The 23,319-nt window shown below is 54.7% G+C and carries 23 protein-coding genes; 21 read left to right on the top strand and 2 right to left on the bottom strand.

Annotation, left to right across the window (positions count from 1 at the left end):
• Positions 1-74: 74 nt before the first annotated feature.
• The 8 genes from gpr to BN2684_RS09575 all read left to right on the top strand — a co-directional run bounded on the left by gpr (position 75) and on the right by BN2684_RS09575 (position 9,345).
• Positions 75-1,073 carry a GPR endopeptidase gene (gpr, locus tag BN2684_RS09610; RefSeq protein WP_058301956.1) on the top strand — a complete coding sequence of 333 codons (999 nt, stop codon included), beginning with the start codon at positions 75-77 and terminating at the stop codon, positions 1,071-1,073.
• 213 nt (positions 1,074-1,286) lie between these two features.
• Entirely contained in the window at positions 1,287-2,060 is a 774-nt protein-coding gene (locus BN2684_RS09605) for an HAD family hydrolase (protein ID WP_058301955.1), read from the top strand.
• 226 nt (positions 2,061-2,286) lie between these two features.
• Positions 2,287-3,570 (top strand): stage II sporulation protein P, encoded by a 1,284-nt coding sequence (locus tag BN2684_RS09600; RefSeq protein ID WP_058301954.1) that lies wholly within the window; start codon positions 2,287-2,289, stop codon positions 3,568-3,570.
• A gap of 3 nt (positions 3,571-3,573) precedes the next feature.
• Positions 3,574-4,059 (top strand): hypothetical protein, encoded by a 486-nt coding sequence (locus BN2684_RS09595; protein WP_058301953.1) that lies wholly within the window; start codon positions 3,574-3,576, stop codon positions 4,057-4,059.
• A gap of 199 nt (positions 4,060-4,258) precedes the next feature.
• Entirely contained in the window at positions 4,259-6,073 is a 1,815-nt protein-coding gene (gene lepA / locus BN2684_RS09590; RefSeq protein WP_058301952.1) for a translation elongation factor 4, read from the top strand.
• A gap of 206 nt (positions 6,074-6,279) precedes the next feature.
• The gene (gene hemW / locus BN2684_RS09585; RefSeq protein WP_058301951.1) at positions 6,280-7,434 is read left to right on the top strand and encodes a radical SAM family heme chaperone HemW; all 1,155 of its coding nucleotides are present in this window, start codon (positions 6,280-6,282) and stop codon (positions 7,432-7,434) included.
• An 833-nt stretch (positions 7,435-8,267) separates the two neighbouring features.
• The gene (locus BN2684_RS09580) at positions 8,268-8,603 is read left to right on the top strand and encodes an SMI1/KNR4 family protein (protein ID WP_058301950.1); all 336 of its coding nucleotides are present in this window, start codon (positions 8,268-8,270) and stop codon (positions 8,601-8,603) included.
• 286 nt (positions 8,604-8,889) lie between these two features.
• The gene (locus BN2684_RS09575) at positions 8,890-9,345 is read left to right on the top strand and encodes a hypothetical protein (protein WP_058301949.1); all 456 of its coding nucleotides are present in this window, start codon (positions 8,890-8,892) and stop codon (positions 9,343-9,345) included.
• 278 nt (positions 9,346-9,623) lie between these two features.
• Here BN2684_RS09575 and BN2684_RS09570 read toward each other — a convergent pair whose 3' ends face one another.
• Positions 9,624-10,121 carry a DoxX family protein gene (locus BN2684_RS09570; protein ID WP_058301948.1) on the bottom strand — a complete coding sequence of 166 codons (498 nt, stop codon included), beginning with the start codon at positions 10,119-10,121 and terminating at the stop codon, positions 9,624-9,626.
• A gap of 471 nt (positions 10,122-10,592) precedes the next feature.
• On the opposite strand from BN2684_RS09570, the gene BN2684_RS25175 reads away from it, so the two are divergent.
• The 8 genes from BN2684_RS25175 to dnaJ all read left to right on the top strand — a co-directional run bounded on the left by BN2684_RS25175 (position 10,593) and on the right by dnaJ (position 18,670).
• Positions 10,593-11,009, top strand: a complete 417-nt coding sequence (locus tag BN2684_RS25175; RefSeq protein WP_058301947.1) for a MarR family winged helix-turn-helix transcriptional regulator — start codon at positions 10,593-10,595, stop codon at positions 11,007-11,009.
• Positions 11,010-11,450: 441 nt separating this feature from the next.
• Complete coding sequence (locus tag BN2684_RS09555) at positions 11,451-11,918, top strand: N-acetyltransferase (protein ID WP_058301945.1); 468 nt, start codon at positions 11,451-11,453, stop codon at positions 11,916-11,918.
• Between the two features lie 297 nt (positions 11,919-12,215).
• Complete coding sequence (gene hrcA / locus BN2684_RS09550; RefSeq protein WP_058301944.1) at positions 12,216-13,244, top strand: heat-inducible transcriptional repressor HrcA; 1,029 nt, start codon at positions 12,216-12,218, stop codon at positions 13,242-13,244.
• A 31-nt stretch (positions 13,245-13,275) separates the two neighbouring features.
• Complete coding sequence (locus tag BN2684_RS09545; RefSeq protein WP_058301943.1) at positions 13,276-14,187, top strand: TCP-1/cpn60 chaperonin family protein; 912 nt, start codon at positions 13,276-13,278, stop codon at positions 14,185-14,187.
• Positions 14,163-14,513, top strand: a complete 351-nt coding sequence (locus BN2684_RS24930) for a TCP-1/cpn60 chaperonin family protein (protein ID WP_058301942.1) — start codon at positions 14,163-14,165, stop codon at positions 14,511-14,513. Before BN2684_RS09545 ends, BN2684_RS24930 begins: the two co-directional genes overlap by 25 nt.
• A 373-nt stretch (positions 14,514-14,886) precedes the next feature.
• Positions 14,887-15,453: a nucleotide exchange factor GrpE gene (gene grpE, locus BN2684_RS09535; RefSeq protein ID WP_058301941.1), complete on the top strand. Its 567-nt coding sequence runs from the start codon at positions 14,887-14,889 to the stop codon at positions 15,451-15,453.
• A gap of 140 nt (positions 15,454-15,593) precedes the next feature.
• Complete coding sequence (gene dnaK / locus BN2684_RS09530) at positions 15,594-17,435, top strand: molecular chaperone DnaK (RefSeq protein WP_058301940.1); 1,842 nt, start codon at positions 15,594-15,596, stop codon at positions 17,433-17,435.
• 119 nt (positions 17,436-17,554) lie between these two features.
• Positions 17,555-18,670, top strand: coding sequence for a molecular chaperone DnaJ (gene dnaJ, locus BN2684_RS09525; RefSeq protein ID WP_058301939.1), 1,116 nt, complete (start codon positions 17,555-17,557; stop codon positions 18,668-18,670).
• Between the two features lie 239 nt (positions 18,671-18,909).
• Here the strand turns inward: dnaJ and BN2684_RS09520 are convergent, their stop codons facing one another.
• Positions 18,910-19,203 (bottom strand): hypothetical protein, encoded by a 294-nt coding sequence (locus BN2684_RS09520; protein ID WP_148449932.1) that lies wholly within the window; start codon positions 19,201-19,203, stop codon positions 18,910-18,912.
• A 434-nt stretch (positions 19,204-19,637) separates the two neighbouring features.
• On the opposite strand from BN2684_RS09520, the gene BN2684_RS09515 reads away from it, so the two are divergent.
• From BN2684_RS09515 to BN2684_RS09495, 5 genes are all read left to right on the top strand, one after another.
• Entirely contained in the window at positions 19,638-19,877 is a 240-nt protein-coding gene (locus BN2684_RS09515) for a hypothetical protein (RefSeq protein ID WP_058301937.1), read from the top strand.
• Positions 19,870-20,241 carry a hypothetical protein gene (locus BN2684_RS09510; protein ID WP_058301936.1) on the top strand — a complete coding sequence of 124 codons (372 nt, stop codon included), beginning with the start codon at positions 19,870-19,872 and terminating at the stop codon, positions 20,239-20,241. The genes BN2684_RS09515 and BN2684_RS09510 overlap by 8 nt, the downstream gene beginning before the upstream one ends.
• A 283-nt stretch (positions 20,242-20,524) precedes the next feature.
• Positions 20,525-21,577, top strand: a complete 1,053-nt coding sequence (gene prmA, locus BN2684_RS09505) for a 50S ribosomal protein L11 methyltransferase (protein ID WP_058301935.1) — start codon at positions 20,525-20,527, stop codon at positions 21,575-21,577.
• Between the two features lies 1 nt (position 21,578).
• Positions 21,579-22,286, top strand: a complete 708-nt coding sequence (locus BN2684_RS09500) for a site-2 protease family protein (protein ID WP_058301934.1) — start codon at positions 21,579-21,581, stop codon at positions 22,284-22,286.
• 148 nt (positions 22,287-22,434) lie between these two features.
• Positions 22,435-23,313 carry an RsmE family RNA methyltransferase gene (locus BN2684_RS09495; protein ID WP_058301933.1) on the top strand — a complete coding sequence of 293 codons (879 nt, stop codon included), beginning with the start codon at positions 22,435-22,437 and terminating at the stop codon, positions 23,311-23,313.
• Positions 23,314-23,319 lie beyond the last annotated feature (6 nt).

The raw sequence follows: 23,319 nt of genomic DNA, 5'->3' as shown, positions 1-23,319 counted from the left end.
ACAATGGCTTCTAACAGGTATAACTCCCCTCCTTCTTCGCACACTAATGACATGCATAAAAGGGAGGGAGCTTCATGGAAACCGATCCGATTTATTCGGGCAGCACCGACCTAGCTCTGGAAGCGAACGAGCTGGCTTCGCTCCGCAGAGGCGATCCGGTGCCAGGCGTGGAGAAGGAGGTTCATGAGCAGGACGGCATCAAAACGACGATCCTGGATATCCGTACCGAGGAGGCGGGCCGTTCCATCGGGAAGCTTCCGGGTCATTATGTCACCCTGGAGGTTCCGGGACTGCGCCGCAAGGACTCCGCTCTGCAGGATCTCGTCGCAACCCGGTTCGCCGGCGAGTTCGGCGATTTCCTGAAGCGGATCGGCATCGATCCGGATGCGAAGGTGCTCATCATCGGCCTCGGAAACTGGAATGTGACGGCGGACGCGCTCGGCCCCATCGTGGTGGAGAATGTTCTCGTCACCCGCCATTATTTCGAGCTGATGCCGGGGCAGGTGGAATACGGCTACCGGGAGGTCAGCGCCATTGCGCCTGGAGTCCTTGGGACGACCGGAATCGAAAGCAGCGAGATCGTCCAGGGGATCGTCGAGAAGACGAAACCCGATCTGATCATCGCGATAGACGCGTTGGCGTCGCGCTCCCTGGACCGGGTGAATACGACGATTCAGATCGCGGACACCGGGGTTCACCCGGGTTCAGGCATCGGCAACAAACGCAAGGGGTTGACCAAGGAGATTCTCGGTGTTCCCACCATCGCGATCGGAGTGCCGACCGTCGTGTACGCGTCCACCATCGTGGACAACAGCATCGACCTCATGGCGGCTCATTTCCGCAAGCAGACGCAGAGCTCGGACAAAATTCTCGGCATGCTGGACAAGCTATCGGATCAGGAGAGGCTTCAACTCGTGAAGGAAGTGCTGGACCCGATCGGCCAGGATCTTCTGGTTACGCCGAAGGAGATCGACCAGTTCATCGAAGACATCGCGAATATCATTGCCAGCGGGCTCAATGCGGCTCTCCATGCCGCCGTGGATTCCGATAATGTGGCCGCGTATACCCACTGATGCCTCCTTTCGCAGCCAGGAAGAGGAACGGCCGACCGTCTGAGCCTGAAGATGTCGTCGGCTGCTCGCGGCACTGAACCTGTGAGAATCACGCGGGGCTCAGCGCCGAGTTCCGCTTCCTGCTCTTTTTTTTTGGATAGCATTTTGATATAGTCAGGAGAAAATAACCTGCCCTCATTCACAGGTGCTTGGGATAGAGAGGGGGGCGCGGACATGAACCCGCAGCTCATTCTGTTTGACATGGACGACACGCTTAGCCATTGCAATATTTATTTCGATATGGTCATTGATCAGTTTAGCGATCAGCTCACGACTTGGTTCGCCTCTTATAAGATAGCGGCCGGCGCCGTCAAGGATAAGCAGTATGAGATCGATACGCTCGGGGTGACCGAGCTCGGCTTCACGGAGGATCATTTTCCGATTTCCTTGGTTGAGACGTACCGCTATTTTTCGAAAATGACGGGGAGGCCCGAAAGCGAAGAGGAAGCCGAAGGGCTCCTTCAGCTCGGACGTTCGGTTTATGACCGGAATGTAGAGCCTTATCCGGATATGGTGGAGACACTGACCCGGCTTCGCGATGAGGGACATGAGCTGTTTCTGTACACCGGAGGCGTTGAATCCATACAGAAACGGAAGGTGGAAACTCTGAGGCTCGGCGATTTCTTCGGAGATCGCATCTTCATCCGCCAGCACAAAAATTCCGACGCGCTCGAAGCCATTCTGCGCGACAACCAATTTGACCGGTCCCGGTCGTGGATGGTCGGCAACTCTCTTCGAACCGATATCCTCCCCGCTTTGGAACGGGGAATCAAAGCGATCTACGTCCCCGCGATCCGGGAATGGGACTATAACATCGTGGAACTGACCGTGAAGCCGGAAGGCGCGTATTTTACGGTACCCACCCTGAAGGATGTGCCCGGAACGATCAACAGTTACCTAAACGGCCAATTTGTTAGCGAGCCGGGGGAGCAGATCGCTGGCAATTGATCCAAGCTCTGTCGGAGCAATCGAAGGAAGCAAACTTCTTGAACCGCCTGTAAAATCTAGCGTTAGCCCTGCACGCGTAGACGCCTTGCTCCGCACTCTCTCAATTTGGGTGATGAACGGAGGAGGCGTCTTTTTTTGCGGTTCTATTCGATAGAAGAGATTCATAGAGTCTAGTAAACGGGAAATTCGGACTCTTCCTGAAACTCGCGATCGGAGGATACCTCAAATGAAATGGACTTCCTTAACCCTCGACCTCAGCAAAATTCGCAAGCTTTGGCAGCGCGCCACCGCTATGCTAAGAACGATGGGAACTCTCGTCCTGTGCACCTTTTTGCTTTTTCTCTTAATCGGTCTGGCCGCTTTCGCCAACAGCAAGCTGGACCGCGCTCCCGTTTCTCCCATGAAGGGCTGGGCCGCCGCGATTTCGAACGCCTTTTTCATAGATGCCATGGGACTTGAGATTCCTCATCTGCAAAAGGACCCTGAATCCTCCTCCTTCAGCGAATCGAGCATGTTCAGCTTCGCTTTCCGGCTGCTGACGGACGTCAATCTGAAGGACCCGCGGACGTTCCTCGCCCGGGAGGTTCCGGGGTTGAATGCCGATAAAGCCATCCTCCTGCGCAAACCAGCGGGAACCGGAGACGACTTCAGCGGCCCGGAAGACTACACCCCCTCCGAAAACACAGGAAAAGGCACAGACCCGGGGTTTCCTGACCCGAACGCCGCCGCTCAGAGTCCTTCGCCGTCAGACCATCCTGAGCCGGATTCGACGCCGCAGCCAACAGGAGAGAAAGCTTCTTCCCCGAAGCCTGCTGCTACACCTAAGGCCGGCCATTCTACGGACGAAAAGATTGTTTTGATCTACTCCTCCCACAACCGCGAATCTTATCTACCCAACCTCAATAATGTGACAGACCCGGACAAGGCCTACAGCGCCAAGACCAACGTAACGCTAGTCGGTGATCGGCTCGCCGCACAGCTGGAGAAGCGCGGAGTGGGCGCGGTCAACTACAACACGGATTACACGAGCGTAGTCAAAAACTTCAATTATCTCTATTCCTATAAATATTCCAACAAGACGGTCAAAGAGGCTTTCGCCGCACACCCGGAAATCAAGTTCGTCTTCGACGTCCATCGCGATTCCTTGAAGAGAAGCAAGACGACAGCGACCATCAACGGCAAAGCGTATGCTCAAATTTACTTTATCATCGGTCAGCGGAACCCTCACTGGCAAAAGAACGAAGCCTTTGCAGCTCAAATCCATGAGCTGTTGGAGAACCGCATGCCGGGTCTCTCCCGGGGCATCTGGGGTAAAACTCCGCATGAAGGAAACGCCGAGTACAACCAGACGCTGGCGGATAATAGCGTGCTGGTCGAGATCGGCGGCCCCTATAACTCTCTGGAGGAATGCTACCGGACGGCGGATATTCTCGCAGAGGTGATCGCGGAGCTGGCGAACGGAGCCTTGAAGGCAGACGCCCCGCAAGCTTCCAGCGGCAAGGAGGGCTGACGAATGCGAAGGGCATGGAAAACAGGCTGGATCCTCTTCCTAGTCGGCTTCGGGGTCTTCTTCGGAATTGATCAGGCGGCGAAGCAGCAGGGGGAGAACCCTGCGGCGGTGCACCGCTCCTACTGGCCGCAGGCAGACGGGAGCCAATCGGGAGGCGCGAGCGGGTTGAACGGAAGCCCGCAGGAGCTTGGAACCCGTTCGAATACCGGCACGAGCCGAATGGACACGGCAGGCTCTGCTTCAGTGGGGAAGTCTGAACAAACGGCGACGGCCTCAGGCTATCGTGACCCGCAAGCCGGAACGATTCGTCCGGTGCCCGTCGGAGTCGGAGCGGAGCAAGTGAATTGGGGAGAGCCGACCAGCGGGGCGAACGGCTCATCCGATTCGTTTCTCAACCGACTTGGCAACAAGCTCGGTGAGGCGGTTCGGGCGTTCTTTTCCGCGGTGATCGGGTGGATTGTGGATCTGTTCAATCGAATTTTAGGATGAAGATCTCTTCGAATCCGAGATCGCCGATGCCGCGCTCATGATGGATCTTGTTGTGCATTCTCCGCAATTCTGGTGCTCAGCTGTGGCTCTGATTGGCGAGGAGATCGATCGGTTTGGCTGGGTTTCATCTCTTCATTGCTGTCCCCCTTCCGAACTGGTATACTACATTTAATTGTGACTTTTTTTCGGAGGCTTGAGGATGGCAGATATTCGGCAACGACAGCAGCAAATCAGAAATTTTTCGATCATCGCCCATATTGACCACGGCAAGTCCACGCTTGCCGACCGCATTCTGGAGTACACAGGCGCTCTGTCTTCGCGCGAAATGCAGGAGCAGGTGCTCGATCAGATGGACCTGGAGCGGGAACGGGGGATTACGATCAAATTGCAGGCGGTCCGCCTGACCTATAAAGCCGATGACGGCCAGGAGTACATCCTGAACCTCATCGACACCCCAGGACACGTCGACTTTACGTACGAGGTTTCCCGCAGCTTGGCCGCTTGCGAAGGGGCCTTGCTTGTCGTGGACGCCGCCCAGGGTATCGAAGCGCAGACGCTGGCCAACGTGTACTTGGCTCTCGACAACAACCTGGAGATTCTACCGGTCATCAACAAGATCGACCTTCCGAGCGCAGAGCCGGAGCGAGTTAAGAACGAGATCGAGGAAGTCATCGGGCTCGATGCAAGCGAAGCCGTGCTCGCTTCGGCCAAGGCAGGGATCGGCATCAAGGAGATCCTCGAGCAGGTGGTAACCAAGGTTCCGGCGCCAACCGGTGATCCCGACAAACCGCTTAAAGCGCTCATCTTCGACTCCCACTATGATCCGTACAAAGGCGTCATTGTGTACGTCCGCGTCATTGACGGCTCCATACGCGCTGGCTCGAAGATCAAATTCATGGCGACCGACAAAACCTTTGAGGTCATTGAGGTCGGGGCGTTCAAGCCGCGAATGACAGTCGTAGACGAGCTGGCGGTAGGGGATGTCGGCTTCATCGTCGCTTCGATCAAGAATGTCAAGGATACTCGCGTCGGGGATACGGTTACGGATGCGAGTCGTCCGGCGACAGAAGCCTTGCCCGGCTACCGGCGGATCAATCCGATGGTATTCTGCGGGCTGTACCCGATCGAATCGACAGACTACAACGACCTGCGAGACGCGCTGGAAAAGCTTGAGCTGAACGATGCTTCTCTTCGTTTTGAACCGGAAACCTCGACAGCTCTCGGCTTCGGCTTCCGCTGCGGCTTCCTCGGGTTGCTGCACATGGAGATCATTCAGGAACGGATCGAACGCGAATTCAACATTCCGCTGATCACGACCGCGCCGAGCGTTATCTACAAAGTTACGTTGACCAACGGTGAGGTCATCGAGATCGACAACCCGTCCAATTACCCGGAAGTCGGCCGCATTGATCATGTCGAGGAGCCGTACGTGAAAGCAGCCATCATCGTGCCCAATGACTTTGTTGGAACGATTATGGAACTGTGCCAAGGCAAACGCGGCGAGTTTGTTAACATGGAATACCTCGACACGAACCGGGTCACCTTGACCTATGAGATGCCGTTGTCCGAAATCGTCTATGACTTCTTCGACCAGCTGAAGTCGAGCACGAAGGGCTATGCCTCCTTCGATTACGAGGTATCGGGCTACAAGACCTCGAATCTCGTTAAGATGGACATTCTGCTCAACAACGAGCAGGTGGACGCCTTGTCGTTCATTGTTCACCGCGACCGCGCCTATAACCGAGGAAGGATCATCTGCGAGAAGCTCAGAGGGCTTATCCCGCGGCAGATGTTCGAGGTACCGATTCAAGCGGCCATCGGGCAGAAGATCATTTCCCGGGAAACCGTCAAGGCTCTGCGCAAAAACGTTCTGGCCAAGTGCTACGGCGGCGACATCTCGCGGAAGCGGAAGCTGCTGGAGAAGCAAAAGGAAGGCAAGAAGCGCATGAAGCAGGTTGGCAGCGTCGAGGTGCCGCAGGAAGCCTTCATGGCCGTGCTCAAGATCGACGAGTAATGGTAAAGAGCTAACGATCAGGAGCTGAGAAGCAGCGCTAGGTTCGATCAGCAACGACATCACACAAGATAAGGAGCGAGCGCCTTCGGGCGTCCATCACCGGTCGTTCTTCCGGAACGAACCGGGGGGATGCGCGGACGGCCAGCTCCTTTTTTACCTATTCCTGAGAGAATGATTCTCAGGCGGACAACAAGGAGGGGAACCCGATGGCATGGCCGGAGATGACGCCGGAATCGGTGTATTTGCATATTCCGTTTTGCACGAACAAATGTCACTACTGCGATTTCAATTCCTACGTGTTGAAGGGGCAGCCGGTGATGGACTACCTGGACGCCATGGAGCGGGAGATGGAGCGAACGGTTCGGGCCATTCCTCCTGGCCGAATTCGCACCTTCTTCGTAGGAGGCGGCACGCCGACGGTGCTGACGCCCGAGCAGATGGAGAGCTTCCTCAAGCGAGTGCTCGCTTACTTCCCCGATCGCACGGAGGATGTGGAGTTCACGATGGAAGCGAACCCGGGGACGGTTGATCCGGACAAGCTGGCCGCCATGAAAGAAGGCGGAGTAAACCGCGTCAGCTTCGGGGCGCAGTCCTTCGATAACGCGCTGCTGGAGCGGATCGGCCGCATCCATGAAGCCGATGATGTACTTCGCAGCATTGAGAACGCCTGTGCCGCCGGCTTCGACAACCTGTCGATCGACCTCATGTTCGGCCTGCCCGGCCAGACGCTGGAGATCCTCGACCGCTCACTCGAAACGGCGCTGTCGCTTGATCTGAAGCACTACTCCATCTACGGCCTCAAGGTGGAAGAGAACACGTTGTTCCACACCCTCTACATGCGCGACAAGTTGCCCCTGCCCGCCGAGGAAGAGGAAGCCGCGATGTTTGCGCGAATCATGGAGCGGCTTAGCGCTGCGGGATACGGGCAGTACGAGATCAGCAATTTCGCGAAGCCCGGCTTTGAGAGCCGCCACAACTGCGCCTATTGGGAGAACCGGGCCTACTACGGCATCGGCGCCGGCGCTCATGGCTACGCTAGAGGAGAGCGTCATATGAACATCAAGGGCGTGAATCCTTATATCGAAGCGAGCCGGGAGCGACTGCCCCGATTGGAGACGAATCCGGTAACGAGGCGGGAAGCGATGGAGGACTTCATGATGGTCGGCCTGCGCAAGCTGAGCGGCGTCCACGACGCAGACTTCCGCGCCCAATTCGGCGAGTCGATGTGGGAGACCTTTGGCGCTCAGATTGCCAAAGAAGAGGCGCTTGGGATGATCACGCGCATCGGTGACGGTTTCAAGCTGTCAGACAAGGGGATTTTCCTCGGTAATGAAGTGTTTGCGGAGTTTATCGGAGGATAACAAGTACCTACAACAATAAGGGAAAAGCTCTTGCTGCCGAATGGGGATTGCCCCCGTTAGGAAGACAAGGATCCATACACATAGCAAGGTTAAGCAGCCAGTCGTCGGAAATCAACAGACGACTGGCTATTTCGTTTGTTTGATTGCAAATAAAGGTAGGAGGTGAAGTAGTTTCGAACGGTCTGGCAGTTGATTCCACTCATATGACCTGTGGGGCAAACCTCAAGCAAAACAAGAGACATTCGTAACCCTTTTCGTTACTCCGGAGAGTATTGGACGCTAGCATAAATCTTCAATACTTGCGTGCCAGATGGTATGATCCAAATATAGGGTGCTTTCTTACAGAGGACTCCTACCAAGGAGAGTAACAATCCTCTTACGATGAACTTGTACACCTATGTGGAGAGCAATCCGTTAACTCATGTCGATCCGTCTGGACACGCAAGTTATAAAGATGATGGTAGGGATGGAGGTAAAGCAGGAGGATACTATACCTATAGAGGTGGAGGCAGAAAGACGAGTTATCCTTCAGTTTCTTCACAAAGGCCGAAGATACAGAAGATAACATCAAAACGCAGTCCTTCCTCAAAAACCTCTCAGGGTGTTCAAATTTTTGTCAATAAATCTGGAAAACCATACTCAGAAGTAAAAGACCCTCGGACTCAAAATAATATTCCACATCCAGAAGGGAAATTGCAGGAAGTACCCAAGGGTGATAGGGTGCGGCGACCATTCGATTTGGAATATAGTTCTAATTTTAAGATCAACACTTCAAAGTCATCTTAATCCTTACTGGTTGGGTTACTAAATAATTTTATAAGGAGGGATACTAGATGAACTCTGTTCTTTCTTTAAAGAAAAGATTGACAGCATCTAACACATTAATCGTGCAGAATGAAGGCGGATACTTGGACGAGGTAGGTTTTGAATGGAACACTCCTACTAAGGATAAGGAAATTCAAAAATTCGAAACTGATAATGGGGTTAGATTACCAGAAAGTTATAAACAGTTTTTATTAATATCTAATGGAGCAACTCTATTCAAAGATGTTAAGCAGAGAGAAACGAAAAACGAGCAGAAGGAAATTTCAAGCCGTACTCAATCGAATGAAGACATGGATAAAGGCGAACCGAACCCTGCGGGTCAAGTCACTGCTCGAACAACTTAAAGCAAAACTCGTGGGACACTACAGATGCTACGGAATCACCGACAATGGCCACTGGTATGGCACAATGAAGTTGATATTTAAATGGTAAGAGCCACGTGTGAAACTTCTGATGAGGAGCCGTGTGCGTGAATAGGCAAGCACGGTTCTGCGAGGGGAAAGTGAACAATCCGTGAGGAAAGGCACTCTTCTACTCTACACTCGGTATAGGAGATTCTCCCGGAAAGGAGAATGAACCTCTTATGGTAAGTGCTGACCGATCCGTTCCGATTGGGGTGATTTTTCTTTCATGGAGTTATTTACAGATGAAACTATAAAAGAATACATGGAATACAAGTTAGCCAACTTACAAAATTTTAGTTGGTGGAATTATGTAAATATAAAAGCTGACTTACAGACAGCCCTAGCGTTCGCAAAGTTCTATTACCCTGAAATAATTGAGATAGAGAAATACTTCTTACTTAAAGATAAGTTTAATGATGATTTATTTGAAAAGTGGAAAGTTAGTTGTCAAGGTGATAAGTGCTCCGTTGAAAAAATGATGAACTTGTACGAAATAAAGGATTTCTTTCATATTAATGTAAATGATGACGAAGATATTTCTATACAAATACCAATCTTAGGTGACGTTTTAAAATTATTTTGGACTATGAGTTTCAAACAGAGGTTTCCTTCTAGAAATATTTCTGTAGAGGTTTATGAGGAATGGGAATCTATGTTTATAACAGTATTTGAGACAGAATAATCACGTTATTTCGGTGAGGGCTAGGGGCTGTCAATAGTTATGTGAAAACTCGATAGACGAAACTCTACAAGAAGGGAGAATGAACCCTCATACGGTAAGTGCTGGCTGATCGGTCTGGGAATAGTTCTGAGAGCCGCAGGAGCATTCGTCCAAGTTTAGATTGGGAATCCAACAGCTGCTTATCATTGACAAACACCCGCTGTCAGGACAAGTGAACCTTGTCTTTGCCAGCGGGTGTTTTCAGTATGGTGTGTCATGTGAATCAGATGAGCTACGATTTATAGGGCCTCGCTGCGGGTGTTTTTGTGGAAGAGGCTTCTCAGGTAGCTCAGTACCCAACGGTCCAGACCGATCTTGCCGGCGTTAGCTGCAGCGACGATGATGATGACTTCCATGAGCAACAGTTGAACGTTCGTGCTGACCGTACCGGAGAGCAGGTACGAGGCGTTCATGACCAGTCCCATCAGTGCGGCGAAGGTCGTGAAGGTGCCGAGAATCAAGCCCAGGCCGACCAGAAACTCGCCGTAAGGGACCAGAACATTAAAGAAGCTAACATTCGGCAGCGCGGCATGCTGGAGGAAGCTGGCCCACCAGGCTTGTACAGCTGGATTTTCGCCGGTGCTTTTGGCAATGGCGCCTTTGAGGAAACCGGAAGCATCGAAGCCCCCGGTAAGCTTGTGCCAGCCGGCCTCGATCCATTTGTACCCGACATATAGCCGAACGATCGTAAGCAGCACCATAGCTACTTTATTTGTACGGAACCAATTGTTGAACATAGTCTCCACTCCTAAAAGTTTTGTAGGATTGCTTCCTGGATGAGCTTCGCAAAACTACATCGAAAGCATAGGCCAAGTTTTGTAGGATTGCTTCCTGGATGAGCTTCGCAAAACTACATCGAAAGCATAGGCCAAGTTTTGTAGGATTGCTTCCTGGAATGAACTGCGCAAAACTTTCATCGGAAGCATAAGCCTAGATGTTGGGATGCTTCTCTGTGAGGTCCGTTGGAAGCATATTCCCTGTCTCTTGTCTGTGATTTTTGTATCGGATGATCATCTTCGACACCCTTATCATACGTGCTTTATTTCACTTTGTCGTGTGATTTAAGTCACAAAGTTCGAAAATAATTTTATATCAAACTAATTTCCAGATCCTCCCTACAAATATTTAGAAGCTAAGGAATTGATAGTGATTGTATTTCATGCTGGCGGGGTCTTGACACTCATTTTGAGAAAAATTAACATGGGGGCATGGACGAAAAAAAGATTTTGGCAACCATCGGTCGCATTCACCGACGCGGAAATAAATATATCGAGCATGAGCTGAAAAAACATAATCTTCCTGGCCTCGCTCCTTCGCATGGGGATATTTTATTTCAGTTATTTACTCAGGAAGAGCTCACAATGAATCAGCTGTCCTGCTACATCGACAGGGACAAGTCTACCATTACAGCTTTGGTCGACAAGCTGGAACGACTCGACTATGTGAAACGAGGGGAGGATCAAGTGGACGGGAGGATCGTTCGCTTAACTCTTACGAAGAAGGGAAGAGAGCTTGAGCCGATCTTTCGGGCGATATCGGAATCCTTACAGGCGGCGATTTACGAAGAGTTTTCCCTTGAAGAAAGGCAGCAGCTGCTCGGTTTGCTGGAGAAGATCAAGCTGTAGCCAACTTGACTTGTTAAGTCAGACGATGGCGGTGGGAGATTAATTCTTGTACCGCTTTACGTGTTTTGCAGACAAAAAGTGCAAGCCAATGGTTACAGCCGGGAATCGTCATCCTCGATGTCTCCCAATTCCTCACGCTTGGTCTGAAGCAGGATGGCACTCTGGTCCTTGCAGGGACCTGCCGCTCCTCCGGGGCGGAATAAGCGAGTGTGGAAGGGGTTTCGGTTCTTTTCGTGCCAACCGTGAATATTTATCCTGAATCGAGCATAGAAAAGATCCGCCGCGATGCGGGCTGCCCGCTCTTCGTATGTGAGGAATAAAGCGAGAAGACACTCGGATTTCCAACGAGATTTTATTTCTGATAAACGCAAAAAACCTGTTGTGCATCCATTCGCTCTGATGTATATTTATTCATATCCTTGAGAAGCGGTGGTGATAGCCATGACGACAAGTACGGTAGCGTGCAGACAGGCGTCGGAGCAAGATTTGGATCAATTGGCGGAAATTATCGAGGGGTATGCCCGTCAAGGGATTATGCTTCCGCGCACGAAGGAAATGCTGCGCTATTCGCTCGACTCGTTCGTCGTGGCGGAGGTGGACGGCAAGCTGATCGGCTGTGGTTCGCTGTGCCAACTGGGACAGGATCTCGTCGAAATCCGCTCGCTCGGCATCTCGAACGGCTACAAGGGCCAAGGGATCGGACGCAAGCTTGTAGAGACGCTGGTGAAGCAGGCGAAAGCGGCGGGAATCCCCAAGGTGATGGCCTTGACTTATGAGGATGCGTTCTTTCAAAGAGTCGGATTCACGGTGGTGGAGAAGGAGATTTTCCCAGAGAAGGTTTGGAAAGACTGCATCCATTGCTCCAAGCAGCATTGCTGCGACGAAATCGCGGTGCTGATGGAGTTGTAATAGCGTTACCTGTTTGATCAAGAGCGTGTCTACAACTCCGTGAATCGGACGTATCGATGATGAGGATCGCGAGGTTGTGGCTCAATCATTTCATGAAGCGAAATTCGCGTGATCGAATCGGTCTATGATTGGGAGTAAAGACACGCTCAAATCGACCCCGATCCTGCGGCCCTTTGACTTGACAACCGCCCTTCACGGGTGGTATTTTTGTATTGTTGATTAGCACTCATTAGATGCGAGTGCTAACGAGCCGGGAGGCTAAGCCGCCTGACTTATGAATACAGGGAGGGAATCCGAATGTTAACGGAACGCCAACAGTTGATTTTGAATGCGATCATTGACGATTACATCGGTACGGCGGAGCCGGTCGGTTCCCGTAGCCTGTCCAAGAGAGGCGATATCAAGTTCAGTCCCGCGACGATCCGCAACGAGATGGCGGACCTGGAGGAGCTTGGTTTTCTGGAGCAGCCGCACACCTCGGCCGGACGCATTCCTTCCAATAAGGGCTATCGGTATTATGTCGATCATCTTTTGAAATATGGGGCTCTTTCGAGCCATGAGCTAACGGTGATGAAATCCTTTTTCGCCGACCGGATGTCTCAGATGGAGCAGGTCATTCAACAGGTCGCATCGATCCTGTCGGGTCTGACGAATTATACCTCCATCGTCCTCGGCCCCGAGGTGTTCAGTACGACGCTGAAGCATCTTCAGGTCGTTCCGCTGAATGAGAAGAAGGCGGTGGCGATTATCGTCACCAACACCGGTCAGGTGGAGAACCGGACGGTGGATATCCCCGAGGGCATTCCGATCGGGGAAATCGAGAAGGTCGTCAATCTCCTGAATGAGAAGCTGCGCGACGTGCCGCTGCTCCATCTGAGATCGAAGCTGTACAGCGAGATCGGTGCTGAGCTCGGCCGTTATGTCAACGGCTGCGAGGAGCTGATCGGCATTCTGGAAGAGGTCTTCGCTTCGAAGGAAGATGAGGACCGGGTGTTCCTTAGTGGAGCTACGAACATGCTGAACCAGCCGGAGTTCAAGGATGTCGACAAGGTGAAGCATATCCTCGATCTGCTGGCCGAGACGCCGATTCTGATGAGGATGATTTCGTCCCAGTCGGATGGCATTCAAGTGCGGATCGGTTCGGAAAATCACTTGGCGGCGATTCGCGATTGCAGCTTGATTACAGCTACTTATTCGCTTGAAGGCAAGAACATCGGGACCATCGGCATTCTCGGGCCCACCCGAATGGAATATGCGAAAGTGATGGGCATTGTGGACCATCTGTCCAAGCAGCTGCCGATCATTCTCGGACGCTGGTACGCCTGATCCGAGCAAGTCGGAAAGGAAGAGACCCTTCATGGAGGCAACGAAATCGGGCGGTCGAGAAGGCGATGAACGCTTCGCCGCCCTCCTGAACAACACCTCAGCGATTCGGGCTGTGTGCTCCGCTGTTGAGGGGACGCTAGGTCCGAAAGGGCTCGATACGATGCTGGTCGGCGCGAGCGGCGATGTGCTGATCACCAATGACGGGGTTACCATCCTGGAAAAGATGGATGTCTCGCATCCCGCCGCCCGGCTGCTCGTGCAGGTTGCCCGTTCGCAGCAGGCGGAGATCGGTGACGGAACGACGACCGCTACCGTGCTGGCGGGCGCGATGGTCGCAGAAGGCTCCGCTCAAGTGCTGAAGGGCGTGCCGGTCGCCAAGGTGGTGGCAGGCATAGAGGCTGGGGCACAGCTGGCAGCGGAGCTGATCGAGGCGAATGCCGTGCCGATCGACGGACTGGACGATCCGATGCTGTTCCGGATCGCATACATAGCTGGCAGAGAGCATGCCGATTTGGCCGGTCTCGTGCTGGAAGCGGCGCGGCTCGTCGGCCGGGAACGGCTGAGGGACGAGCGGTTCCGCCTTTCGGCAGCGGTAGCTCCGCTGCCGGGTGGCAAGAGCGAGGTCGTGCCTGGGCTGCTCCTGGCGAAGAAGCCCGCCGGCTTCTTCGAGCAGGAGGAGGCGTTAGGGATGGGCGTCCTCGTGCTGATGGACGCCCTCGAGCCGGCGAAGCCCGCCGAAGAGGCTCTCGCCACCGAGGCGGGCTACCGCGAGTACGCCGCGAGCCGCGAGAGCTTCCGCGCCGAGCTCGAGCGGCTCGCGGAGCTCGGGGTCGGCCTGATCGCAGCCGATCGCGGCGTTTCGTCAGATGAGACTCATAGGCGATCCGCGTTGTATGCTCCAGTTGATTCACAGACTATGTGCCTGTCTCTTATACACATCTAGATGGGTATAAGAGACACGCCGCTGTCGCGGAAGCGCTGCGCAAGCCTCTCGCCCAGATCGCCGTCAACGCGGGCCTCAGCCCGCTGGAGAAGGTCGAGGAAGCGAAAGCAGCTCAAGCGGTCGCGAATTCCGCCGCGCTCGCCATCGACTGCGACACCGGCGAGGTGGTGGACATGATCCGGCTCGAGATCGTCGATCCTGCGCCGGTGAAGCTTCATGCCATTCGCGCCGCCGGCGAGGTAGCGGCGGCCGTGCTGCGCATCCGCACGGTCATCAAGATGCGGTCATCCGAGGCGGATGAACGAGGCGATGCCGACTTGACATGACGGACCGGAGCTAGAGGACCGCTGCAAGCCGCGAGCTGCGAATTGCGAGAAGAAGCGTAGCTTCACCAACGCTTCCATAGCGCTTCGATCTTGAGGATTGGAGCGTGAAGCTTGGGTGTTCGCGCGGGACATGAAACCTTTTCCCGACTCGCCCCGTATTCATGGGATGCTCCGTTTTGGGCGATTTTCCGAATGAATGGGGAACGCTAGATGGAATCGGTCCGCCTGCACGACCCGGGTGACGAAGCTGCGAACCCGAATGAATGAGACGAATACAAAACGACAGAGAAGGTACTGTCCGGTTGGAAGGGTAAGGAAGAGTAAGCTTCCTCCCTTCGCTCGGACCGATTTGGTTAAGGAGGTGAACCACACTGTGAGTCAACACGATACACACGAAAACCCGCAAGCCGAAGAACTCAAGCGGGACGAAGAGGTTCTTGAGCAGGAAACGGCAGAAGCCGGACAAGAAGAAACCGTCGTGGGTGATGCCGCTGATCAGGTAGCCCGACTGGAAAAGGAATTGCAGGAATCCCTTGAGCGCAGTCTTCGCGCCCAGGCCGACTTTGACAATTTCCGCCGCCGCACCCGTCAAGAGAAGGAAGAGTTCGCTAAATACGCGTCTTCCAAGGTGATCGGCAGCCTGCTGCCCGTCGTCGATAATTTCGAACGTGCGCTCGATTCGAGCCGCGAAACCCGCGATTTCGACGCTTTGCTGAAAGGCCTCGAGATGACCTTCCGCCAATTGGAACAGCTGCTGAGCCAAGAGGGCGTTACGAAGATGGAAACCGTCGGCCAGCCGTTTAACCCGGAGCTCCATCAGGCCGTTATGCAGGTTGAGTCGGATGAATACGAGGAAGGAACCGTCGTTGAGGAAGTGATGAAGGGCTACACTTTGGGCGACAAGATCCTTCGACCCGCTATGGTGAAGGTAAGCTCTTAAGCTTCTGAGAGGCACCGCTCTCCTTACTCTTCTCAACCCTTACATTGATACCTGAAAACGCGATCCCGCAGCACTTTACGAACAAAGGACAGGGAGTACCTGTCCGAGAGACGAACTTTTTTAAGGAGGAAAATAGAATCATGGGCAAAGTCATCGGTATTGACCTTGGAACCACCAACTCTTGCGTGGCTGTGATGGAAGGCGGCGAAGCTGTCGTCATCCCCAACCCGGAAGGCAACCGCACGACCCCTTCGGTCGTCGGCTTCAAGAAGGACGGCGAACGGATCGTCGGCGAAAGCGCCAAGCGCCAAGCAATCACGAATCCGGACCGCACGGTGAGCTCGATCAAGCGTCATATGGGCACCAACCACAAGGAAACGATCGGCGATAAATCGTATACCCCGCCGGAAATCTCGGCCATGATCCTGCAAAAGCTGAAATCCGACGCCGAAGCTTACCTCGGCTCGACCGTCACGCAAGCGGTCATCACGGTTCCGGCTTATTTCAACGACAGCCAGCGCCAAGCGACCAAGGATGCGGGCAAAATTGCCGGTCTTGAGGTTCTTCGGATCGTCAACGAACCGACCGCAGCCGCACTTGCTTACGGCCTCGACAAAGACAAGGAAGAAACGATCCTCGTATTCGACCTCGGCGGCGGCACGTTCGACGTTTCGATTCTGGAGCTGGACAGCGGCACGTTCGAAGTCCGCGCCACGAGCGGCGACAACCACCTGGGCGGCGACGACTTCGACCAGAAGATCATCGACTACCTCGCAGCTGAGTTCAAGAAGGATCAAGGCATTGACCTGAGCAAGGACAAGGCAGCGGTTCAACGCTTGAAGGATGCAGCGGAAAAAGCGAAGAAAGAGCTCTCCGGCGTTCTCACCTCGACGATCTCCCTGCCGTTCATCACGATGGTAGACGGAGTGCCGCAGCACTTGGAAATGAACCTGACCCGTGCCAAATTTGACGAGATCACAGCCGATTTGGTTGAACGCACCCTCGGCCCGACTCGCCAAGCGATGTCGGATGCCGGCCTGAACGCGAGCCAAATCGATAAGATCGTCTTGGTCGGCGGTTCTACGCGGATTCCTGCCGTTCAAGATGCCGTCAAGAAGCTGACCGGCAAAGAACCGCACAAAGGCGTTAACCCGGACGAAGTCGTCGCTCTCGGCGCAGCCATTCAAGCGGGTGTTCTGACCGGCGATGTGAAGGACGTTCTACTCTTGGACGTTACCCCGCTGTCCCTCGGGATTGAAACCGCAGGCGGCGTGTTCACCAAGATGATCGAACGCAACACGACGATCCCGACGAGCAAATCCCAGGTGTTCAGCACCTTTGCCGACAACCAGACGAGCGTAGAGATTCACGTCCTGCAAGGGGAACGCTCGATGGCCTCCGGCAATAAAACGCTCGGCAAGTTCATGCTCGGCGATATTCCTCCGGCTCCTCGCGGCGTACCGCAAATCGAAGTCACCTTCAACATCGACTCGAACGGCATCGTGAACGTGTCCGCTCAGGACAAGGGAACCGGCAAGAGCCAAAACATCACCATCACCTCCTCGGGCGGCTTGACCGATGATGAGATCGACCGTATGATGAAGGATGCCGAAGCGCATGCGGAAGAAGACCGCAGCCGCAAGGAAGAGGTCGAAATCCGCAACTCGGCGGACCAACTGGTCTACACGGTCGACAAGACGATCAAGGATCTCGGCGACAAGGTGGATCAAGGCGAGATCGCCAAAGCCGAAGCGGCCAAGGATACGCTCAAGAAGGCGCTGGAAGGCAGCGATATCGAAGCCATCAAGAAAGCCTCTGACGAGCTGACGGAAATCGTCCAGCAGCTTTCTGTGAAGCTGTATGAGCAAGCGGCGGCTGCCCAACAAGCGGGTGGGGCTGCAGGCGGCGAAGCGGGCGGCAAAGGCAAAGACAATGTAGTGGACGCCGATTACACGGTTGTCGACGAAGACGACAAGCAATAAGAATCGGCCAAGAACGATAGACCCATCGGGCAGAAGTCAAAGCCGCGCCAGCGGCTTTGACTTTGCTTGATATCTTGACCCTTTTTTCAATCGGGACCCAATTAGGTGGTGGTGAAGCTTTGAGCAAGCGCGATTTTTACGAGGTGCTGGGAGTAGCGAAGGACGCTTCGGCCGACGAGATTAAGAAGGCTTACCGGAAGCTCGCCCGACAGTATCATCCGGACGTCAACAAGGAAGCGGACGCCGAGGACAAATTCAAGGAAATCAATGCGGCCTACGAGGTGTTGAGCGATGATCAGAAGCGCGCCTCCTATGACCGCTTCGGGCATGAGGACCCGACCCAGGGGATGGGCGGTGCCGGAGGAATGGACTTCGGCGGCTTCGGAGACATCTTCGATATGTTCTTCGGCGGCGGGGGCCAACGGCGCAATCCGAATGCTCCCCAGCGCGGCAATGATCTTCAATATACGATGACCCTCGAGTTCAAGGAAGCGGTGTTCGGCAAGGAGACGGAGATTTCCATTCCCCGCACCGAGACCTGCTCTCGCTGTCACGGCTCAGGCGCGAAGGCGGGCACCAAGCCAGAGACCTGTACGGTCTGCAAAGGCACCGGCCAGCAGGAAGTCATTCAGAACACGGCGTTCGGACGGATCGTCAACCGCCGCGTCTGCCAGAACTGCAACGGCCAAGGCCAGATCATCAAGGAAAAATGCGGCGACTGCCAAGGCTCCGGCAAGGTGCGGACGCAGCGCAAGATTCAGATCAAGGTGCCGGCTGGCGTGGACGATGGCGCACAGCTGCGCGTAACCGGAGAAGGCGAAGCCGGATCGAAGGGCGGCCCTCCCGGCGATCTCTTCATCGTCATCCGCGTGAAGCCGCACGACTTCTTCGAACGCGAAGGCGACGATATCTACTGCGAGGTCCCGCTCACGTTCGCGCAAGCGGCGCTCGGTGATGAGATCGAGATTCCGACGCTGACGGAGAAGGTCAAGCTGAAGATTCCCGCTGGAACGCAGACGGACACGTATTTCCGGCTGAAGGGCAAGGGAGTTCCCCGGATGCGCGGCTACGGCCAAGGGGATCAGCATGTGAAGGTGGTTATCGTAACTCCGACCACTCTGAACGATCAACAGAAGGATCTGCTGCGCGAGTTTGCTTCACTGAGCGGCGAGCAGACGCATGAGCAATCGAAGACCATCTTCGAACGGATGAAGAAGGCGTTCCTCGGAGATTAACGCTCAAGAGATCAGCCAGAGCGAATCTGGAGACTCGCGCTCATCCGATAATAGCCCCGCATGACGGGGAAGCGGGAACCTTTGAAGCAGGTTTCGGTTTCCTTAGAGCGTGTTTGCAAACTCATTCGACCGAAGGTCGGGTTTGCAAACACACTCCCCGTCATGCGGGGCTTTTTGGTTCCCTTTTGCTATGAGCGTTTCCGCTCTCGCATCACTGCGATGGCTTCGAAAGCTCCGATTTATTTGAACTTCACCGTAAGCGGAACAGACAGAAGGTGGGGCTTTCCCAGATTCCTGTCCAAATTGAAGTCCGCTTGCACCTTGATCTCGTAGGTTCCGGCGGGGAACTCCGGCTTTTCATAGAAAGCTTGCAGCCCCTCTCGGTCCGGGGTATCCTCGAACAAAAGCACGTCTCCTTTGCGGTACTTTTCGTGGTAGGCGCCCCCGCTTTCGAGTGTTGTGTGAAACAAAGGCTGATTGATCACCTTGCCGCCTTCGCTCTTCCAAGACAGTTCCTTCTCGGTGAACAGCAACGGACTTTCCACATGCCAGATTGTGACGCTTCCTGTGCCGGTGTAGCACAATTCCGCCCGGATATCCGGTTTTGTATTGGCCGGATAGACCGCTTGGGCCGAGATTATACGCAGGACAAAATCGCCCTCCCCTTGTTCGGCGTATATGGCCGGACTTTCGGTTTTGTTCGGACACAGCGATCGGGCGGGAGCTTCAGTTGTAGGTACCCGGTAATTCCCAGCGCCATACCCAATGAGGAGCAGTAATGCACATGCGAGCAGGCTGAATAAGCTTTTTTCGATCCGGTGCTTGTGGGTCAGCAGAAATTACCTCCTCCTTCGAATGCTTTTCCCTAGTAAACGAATCCATTCCTGGAAATGTTGCGGAAACGAGGCGTAGAGCGGGAAGAAAGTGGGTAAGATACGGGTGAACTCACTCTAGGGAGGGAACAAGCATGAAGGACGAACACCTGCAGGACGATCTCAACATCAAACAGTCCTCCTGGCATCTGGAGGATGTGGAGAGGGCTCTTCAATCGGAGCAGAACGACTCGGCCACCTTGGAGATTCACGACGGTCGGGCGGAGGATATCGTGAAGAACGAAGCGACTCTAGACGAAGACGACCGGGAAGCGGAAGTGAGAGCAGCGGCGGCGGATGCTCGTGCGTTGTCTGGAGAAGACGTCCATGACTGAGAAAAGCATTCTCGCGTATTTCCGAACCCGTGAAGAAGCGGAAGAGGCGGCTCAGAAGCTGCGGTCGCTTCGCGCGCTCGATGCGCGTGTCGATTCCTTCAGCCGGTTTCCCGGAGGGGGAAGTCAGGGACTTGTCTCGCCGGTGACGGGGAATGTATCGGGTCTCGCCAGCATGACCTTGAACGCGGATGTGGACAGCCGCGATACCGGTGTGCTGCTCGCAGCCGACCCGAGCGCAAGCGGCCTGTCGGATGGAGGCTCCCCAACGGTAACCGGACACAACTACGTGCTGTCCGCCGTCGTGACGGAGGACGCTCATCATCAGGCCTTGAGCGTGGTGGAACAGGCTGGCGGTTATTTCTGATAACGAATAGCGAGACGAGCCGGATAAAACCGTCGCAGGCAGCGGCGGTTTTCGATTTTCTCGCAACCCGTACGCTGCTAGCCCTAATCGTGTGGATATGAATCGGCGTCAATCAGTATGGGAAGTTGTGCGGAGACTACGGTTTTTAAGCTGATAGCGTACTAGCAGCAGCCTTGCCAGCGGTAGTCCTCGGCGCTTTTGCCCAACCCTCCGGTCTATAGTACAATAGATAGGTTATTACGCCTGACTCACTAGACTTTGGATCGGTTTGAAGGAGGACGCTATGCGCTGGCATGAAATCACTATACATACAACGGAAGAAGCCATTGAAATGATATCCAACCATCTGCACGAGCTCGGTGCGGGCGGTGTTTCCATTGAGGAATCCGGGACGCTGAACAAGGAACGGGACACTTCGTTCGGGCAGTGGTATGAGAAGCCGCTCAACGATATTCCGGAAGGGCGCGCCGAGATCAAGGGGTATTTTTCCGAGGATTACAACGTCGAAGAGCTGCTGACCAATCTGACTGCTTTCTATGCGGAGCTCGAGAGCTACGAGATCGATACCGGTGAACCCCGGATGGAGACGAAGCTCGTAGACGAGGAAGATTGGGCGCATGCCTGGAAAGCCTATTTCAAGCCGATTCGCGTGTCCGAACGGTTGACGATCAAGCCGACCTGGGAGGATTACGAGCCGGAATCCCCGGATGAGCTCATCCTTGAGATGGACCCAGGTATGGCGTTCGGCACCGGCACTCACGCGACCACGTCGCTCTGCTTGCGCACCCTGGAAAAGGTCGTTCAGCCTGGCGACGATGTCATCGATGTCGGCACCGGTTCCGGCATTCTCGCGGTTGCGGCGGTCAAGCTGGGGGCGCGGCATGTGCTGGCGCTGGACCTGGACCCTGTGGCCGTGTCGAGCGCAACGGAGAACGCCGAGCAGAACGGCTTGAAGGAGAACATCACGATCCACCTGAGCGACCTGCTCGGCGTGCTCGGAGGGACGACCGTTGCGGCGATCAACGAAGCGCTGGATGCCGACGGACATATCTCTGAGACCGCTACCCAAGAGAGCGAATCGACGCTGCCCGCAAACGAGCTGGGCGTTCACCTGCCGGTGCGCGTGGTCGTCGCGAATATATTGGCGGAGATTATCATGACCTTCACGGACGATGTCTACCGCGCCTTGCAGCCTGGCGGTGTCTATATCGCTTCCGGGATCATTGAGGCAAAGGAAGAGGCGGTGAAGGACACGCTTCGCAAGTCGGGATTCACGATCAAGGATACCTACCGAGAAGAGGATTGGGTCGCGATTGTAGCAGAGAAGGGGCTGTAAGATGGGACTCACCGAGCTGACCGCCCATCCCGAGCGTCTGCCCTTCTACTTGCTCGTGCTTATGCTGGCGTTTGCCTTCCATGAATTTGCCCACGCCTACTCGGCAGACCGCTTTGGAGATCCGACGCCGCGCTCGATGGGGAGAGTCACGCTTAATCCGCGCGTCCATCTCGATCTGCTCGGCACGATTCTGATTTTACTCGTTGGGTTCGGCTGGGCGAAGCCGGTGCTGATCAATCCGAATCACTTTCGCCGCCCGCGCCTCATGAACCTCATCGTCTCAGTGGCCGGTCCGCTCGCCAATTTGGTTCTTGCTGCCCTCGGGATGCTCGGGCTCTATATCCTTCAAGCAACGGGGGCATTTGACTCGATGTCGCACGGGGTTCTGGTCGCGGTTTCACTCTTTTTCACGCTTCACATCATGCTCAATCTGGTGCTGTTCCTGTTCAACCTGCTTCCCATCCCCCCTCTGGACGGGTATCGCATCCTGGAATCGTTCCTGCCGCTGTCGCTCCGGATCAAGCTGGCCGGCGTCACCCAGTGGTTTGTCTTCGTCTTTCTGCTGTTTGTCTTTGTCCCGTCGTTGTCCTCGGTGACCATCGGCCGTTTGTTTGCGCTGCGATGGCCGATCATGGCCGGGATCGATCAAGGGCTTTCCGTGCTATTCGGATTTTCCTTCAATTGGGATTTGCTGGTTATCCCCTCGTAAGCGGAGAGCCGGTATTCGGCTGGTGCCTGCCAGTGGCACTGGCTTTTTGCCGTGGTTCGGGGTATATTGGAATTTGGCGCGACCGAATGGTGAATCGCGCTTTCCTTGAGTTTCAGACTACATTTGGTTGGAAAAGGCAGGTCCGTACATGCAACGCTATTTTTTGCCACCGGAGGGCTTCGGTCCGGACCGGGTTCACATCACGGGCGATGACGCCCATCACCTCATTCGGGTCATGCGGGCGCAGCCGGGCGATGAAATCATCTGCTGCGACGGCTTCGGAAGAACCGTGCTCGCAAGATTGACGGATATCGAGAAAGCCGACGTTACCGGAGTCATTGTGGAGGAGCTTCCCGCAAGCGGCGAGCCTTCCGTCGAGGTGTGGGTGGCCCAGAGTCTTCCGAAGGGAGACAAGCTGGAGACTGTTCTGCAAAAATGCACGGAGCTCGGGGCGGCGAAGTTTCTTCCGTTCTTATCCGAGCGCACCGTGGTTCAATATGATGCCAAAAAGGAAGTGAAGCGGCTCGACCGCTGGCGTAAAATCGTCAAAGAGGCGGCGGAGCAGTCGCACCGCAGCGTCGTTCCGGAGGTGCTTGCGCCGCTTTCGTGGAAGAGCCTGCTGAAGCTTATTCCCGAGACCGAGCTTGCTATTTTGTGTTACGAGAAAGAATCCGGTTTGCAGTTGAGAACGCTTCTTAGAGAAGCAGGCGATTTGCGTCAAAGCCTGCAGCAGAAAGCGAAATCCGGCACGGACCTTACACCGGAACAAAAAGCGGAACCAAAACCGGAACAAGCAGCTTCCGAACCCAATCCTGTGGCCACCCAGAAGACTTCGCCGAGCGGGATCAAACCGCGTATTCTGGTCATCATTGGGCCAGAGGGCGGCATCACGGAACGCGAGGCGGAGGAAGCGGAGCAGGTGGGTGCCCGTTCCACCGGTCTCGGTCCGCGCATCCTTCGCACCGAGACGGCAGGTATGGTGGCGACAGCATGCATCCTATACGAATATGGAGAAATGGGAGGGTGAATTTCG

Source organism: Gorillibacterium timonense, assembly GCF_001457415.1.
GTDB classification, from domain to species: Bacteria; Bacillota; Bacilli; order Paenibacillales; family NBRC-103111; genus Gorillibacterium; species Gorillibacterium timonense.
The sequence above is the reverse complement of the archived record's forward strand: the minus strand, read 5'-3'. Positions and strand labels throughout refer to the sequence as shown.

Bases quoted from the DNA above. Each gene is read 5' to 3' on its own strand.
- BN2684_RS09600 (WP_058301954.1), top strand. From the start codon at position 2,287: ATGAAATGGACTTCCTTAACCCTCGACCTCAGCAAAATTCGCAAGCTT.
- lepA (WP_058301952.1), top strand. From the start codon at position 4,259: ATGGCAGATATTCGGCAACGACAGCAGCAAATCAGAAATTTTTCGATC.
- dnaK (WP_058301940.1), top strand. From the start codon at position 15,594: ATGGGCAAAGTCATCGGTATTGACCTTGGAACCACCAACTCTTGCGTG.
- BN2684_RS09580 (WP_058301950.1), top strand. From the start codon at position 8,268: ATGAACTCTGTTCTTTCTTTAAAGAAAAGATTGACAGCATCTAACACA.
- BN2684_RS09510 (WP_058301936.1), top strand. From the start codon at position 19,870: ATGACTGAGAAAAGCATTCTCGCGTATTTCCGAACCCGTGAAGAAGCG.
- BN2684_RS09500 (WP_058301934.1), top strand. From the start codon at position 21,579: ATGGGACTCACCGAGCTGACCGCCCATCCCGAGCGTCTGCCCTTCTAC.
- BN2684_RS09605 (WP_058301955.1), top strand. From the start codon at position 1,287: ATGAACCCGCAGCTCATTCTGTTTGACATGGACGACACGCTTAGCCAT.
- BN2684_RS09495 (WP_058301933.1), top strand. From the start codon at position 22,435: ATGCAACGCTATTTTTTGCCACCGGAGGGCTTCGGTCCGGACCGGGTT.
- BN2684_RS25175 (WP_058301947.1), top strand. From the start codon at position 10,593: ATGGACGAAAAAAAGATTTTGGCAACCATCGGTCGCATTCACCGACGC.
- BN2684_RS09545 (WP_058301943.1), top strand. From the start codon at position 13,276: ATGGAGGCAACGAAATCGGGCGGTCGAGAAGGCGATGAACGCTTCGCC.
- BN2684_RS09570 (WP_058301948.1), bottom strand. From the start codon at position 10,121: ATGTTCAACAATTGGTTCCGTACAAATAAAGTAGCTATGGTGCTGCTT.
- BN2684_RS09575 (WP_058301949.1), top strand. From the start codon at position 8,890: ATGGAGTTATTTACAGATGAAACTATAAAAGAATACATGGAATACAAG.
- BN2684_RS09595 (WP_058301953.1), top strand. From the start codon at position 3,574: ATGCGAAGGGCATGGAAAACAGGCTGGATCCTCTTCCTAGTCGGCTTC.
- hrcA (WP_058301944.1), top strand. From the start codon at position 12,216: ATGTTAACGGAACGCCAACAGTTGATTTTGAATGCGATCATTGACGAT.
- gpr (WP_058301956.1), top strand. From the start codon at position 75: ATGGAAACCGATCCGATTTATTCGGGCAGCACCGACCTAGCTCTGGAA.
- BN2684_RS09515 (WP_058301937.1), top strand. From the start codon at position 19,638: ATGAAGGACGAACACCTGCAGGACGATCTCAACATCAAACAGTCCTCC.
- hemW (WP_058301951.1), top strand. From the start codon at position 6,280: ATGGCATGGCCGGAGATGACGCCGGAATCGGTGTATTTGCATATTCCG.
- BN2684_RS09555 (WP_058301945.1), top strand. From the start codon at position 11,451: ATGACGACAAGTACGGTAGCGTGCAGACAGGCGTCGGAGCAAGATTTG.
- prmA (WP_058301935.1), top strand. From the start codon at position 20,525: ATGCGCTGGCATGAAATCACTATACATACAACGGAAGAAGCCATTGAA.